Annotated in this window: 3 protein-coding genes and 2 pseudogenes; 3 read left to right on the top strand and 2 right to left on the bottom strand. The window is 45.9% G+C overall.

From position 1 onward, the window contains the following. Both OU814_RS31220 and OU814_RS31215 read left to right on the top strand, forming a co-directional pair. Positions 1-310 (top strand): annotated as a pseudogene (locus tag OU814_RS31220) (transposase); the annotation flags it as partial. Between the two features lie 260 nt (positions 311-570). Then, the gene (locus OU814_RS31215) at positions 571-951 is read left to right on the top strand and encodes a hypothetical protein (RefSeq protein WP_268243316.1); all 381 of its coding nucleotides are present in this window, start codon (positions 571-573) and stop codon (positions 949-951) included. A gap of 84 nt (positions 952-1,035) precedes the next feature. On the opposite strand, the gene OU814_RS31210 is transcribed toward OU814_RS31215, so the two are convergent. Next, positions 1,036-1,812, bottom strand: coding sequence for a ParB N-terminal domain-containing protein (locus OU814_RS31210; protein WP_268243315.1), 777 nt, complete (start codon positions 1,810-1,812; stop codon positions 1,036-1,038). Continuing rightward, positions 1,809-2,480 (bottom strand): ParA family protein, encoded by a 672-nt coding sequence (locus tag OU814_RS31205; RefSeq protein WP_268243314.1) that lies wholly within the window; start codon positions 2,478-2,480, stop codon positions 1,809-1,811. Before OU814_RS31205 ends, OU814_RS31210 begins: the two co-directional genes overlap by 4 nt. A gap of 118 nt (positions 2,481-2,598) precedes the next feature. Between OU814_RS31205 and OU814_RS31200 the strand changes: the two are divergent. Continuing rightward, a pseudogene (locus OU814_RS31200) lies at positions 2,599-2,729 on the top strand (ATP-binding protein); the annotation flags it as partial.

Below are 2,729 nucleotides of genomic sequence, written 5' to 3'. Positions count from 1 at the left end.
TGGTCGAGCCCAGTGGAGCGCAGATGCAGTCAGAGATGACTTGCAAACGTATGTGAATGAAGCCCTCGGAGATCCAGAAGCGGTATTTGTGGTAGATGAGACTGGCTTTCTGAAGAAAGGAGATCATTCCGCTGGAGTGCAACCTCAGTACAGTGGCACCGCGCATCAGGTTAAGAACTGTCAGATTAGCGTATTTCTGGGCTATGCGGCAAGAGACGGGTATACGTTGATAGATCGAGAGCTGTATCTGCCGCAAAGTTGGATCGATGATCCAGCACGATGTGCTGAAGCTGGCATCCCGCGAGAGGTCACCTGTTGAGTGACAATTGATGCGTTGAATTATCTAGATAGGTCTTTTGGTTTTTACTCACACGTCTTCGTCACTGTTGCGACTCGACTTTGTGATTGACATTGAATAGGCAACTCACTTTGTGATGTCCTAAATCCGCGATCGCGTCTAGCGATCGCTAGAATCACGACGTTCTTTTCAGCAAACCTGCATAAACCCAAAATTACAAACGTGTATCTCCTCAGAAGCTCGAAACTACGAACAAATCCAGGAGAACCAACATGCTACGTCAACTTCTTTCTGCCTCCGCGTTAATGCTTGCGACTATTCCTGCCCTCTCAATGTCTGCGATCGCTGCATCAGCCCCACGAGTCACCGTATTCAATCAAGGTGGATATGTCGCAGACTATCAGATTAACTACAGCATTAATGGACAACGTAAAGACTTCAAAGTCTCTGGAATCATTGTTGGTGGTAAACGAACAGTAACATTGCCACTTGGCAGCCAAAACATTACAGTGCGGGGTCAAATGCAAACCGGGTTGTTCTGGGAGCCGAGACGAGAAATCTTCAATCAATCTGCTCGTGATGGAAGCTGCTTCAAGACTTTCGGTACTATCTTCAGAGGAGAATGGTCACGCGATTGCACAGCTGATTTCTAGATTGATACACCAAATATATCTAAGGCTCTGCAAGAATCCTGCGCTTTTTTGCAGAGCTATCGCTTCAACATCAATCAGGAGTACTTATTTTTCCTCGGCTTCCAACTCTGCGATCGTGCCTTCAATTTTCCGAATCATGCGATTCACTTGACCTTTGAGATCCTTCGTGGCTTTACCTGGATTCTCATAGTCTTCAGCTAAATCTGCCCATTTTTGTAAGCTGATGAGTGCTCGGCTCAGAATTCGGACGTCTGACCGACTTTGCTTGTCCAGTTTTTGCAACCCGTTTTTAGCAGAAGCATTTGCACCATCATTCAGATAGCGTCTCACCTGCCTAATCGACTTTCCAACAATCAATTCCAAGGCAGGACGTAGAGCTTTTTCTCCTTTTTTGGGTTTTCCAGACGCATCTCGATAACCTGCTGCTCTTAATCGATCTGCGAGCGCTCTTACTTCTGATGGGGTATAGTCTCTTCGCTTCTCATTCTCGCTCGCCTCTATCGCTAAGGCTTTTTCCGGTTCGATGGTGCTGTCAAAGTCATAACGACGAATGGGGACTTGTTCATTAGGAAACTGCTTTGCGAAGGTCTTCGAATCTTGATCGCGCAATAACAAAATTGCTGCACGTCGATGCCCCCCGGCTAATAATCGTCCCTGAATGTCTACTGCGATCGGGGCAATTAGTCCCACTACTGCAATGCTATTGGCTAATTCTTCAATATGAGCAGGGTTAAGCGGACGGCTATTTCCTTCCACTCGCTCAGAAATGTTATCGAGTGATAGCGTTGAGGAGGATGAAGGTGTGTCTACACTGCGGCTTTTGGCGATTGCTAATGCTCCAGTTAACTTACTCGCACTCATTTTGTTCCCCAATTTTTACAAATTTCTTTGCCTAAAACTTGATAATCGCTCCAAGCAGAAGTGGCAGCCCTACTATGTAATTCTCCTACCGGCAAACCTTCTAGCGCAGCATCTTGGTAAACAGCTCGGTTTTTAATTCCGGCGTTGAACACTATCAGACCAGATTGCTTCAATGCCTCCCTCGCACTGGCTTCTCGTCTGAGACCTCGTGTAGGAAGCATAGTTAAGAGAATTCGATATTTGTTTTCAGAGAGCGATCGTAAAACGTCTACAGTTGAGATTGTAGCTTCTAATGAAAAGATGGAAATCTCCGAAGGGATGATCAGCAAGTCACTTGCAGTTGCCACAGGTAGAAGCTCAGTTGGATCTGTACGGGCAGGCGTGTCAATAATCAAATGATCGAACACTGATGGTTCCTGGTCGCCATCCATCACAGAAAATGCTGCACGTTGCTGCCCACGCTCATACCAACTCAAAGCACTCCTATTGGGATCTCCATCTAGTAATACAACATTGCGGTTGCCTCGACGTTTCCCTAAATATTGAGCTAAATGCAATGCTGTGGTTGTTTTACCTACACCACCCTTGAAGCTGGCGATCGTAATAATCATGGTACTAATTCTAGCTGGAACACATTGCCATTTTGCACACGCCGAGGAATCCGTCAAAGATTTCAAGCCAAAAAAAGACACTGAGAACGTTCTATAACGAGGACGAATCAGTGCCTGGAAATATATTCAATACCAACAAATCTAAATGAATATGAATGGGCGAGAAGGGGAATTGAATCAACTCTTCAGTCAGTGGGACGATACATTCTGCAACTCAATGATGACGATAGCTGCGGTTGACCGCCTGGTGCATCATGCGCTGATTTTTGACATTCAAGCCGAGAGTTTTCGTAGGCAAACAGCAGA

The sequence above is a fragment of the Leptolyngbya sp. GGD genome (genome assembly GCF_026735145.1).
In the GTDB taxonomy this organism is placed as follows: domain Bacteria; phylum Cyanobacteriota; class Cyanobacteriia; order Leptolyngbyales; family Leptolyngbyaceae; genus Leptolyngbya; species Leptolyngbya boryana.
The sequence above is the reverse complement of the archived record's forward strand: the minus strand, read 5'-3'. Positions and strand labels throughout refer to the sequence as shown.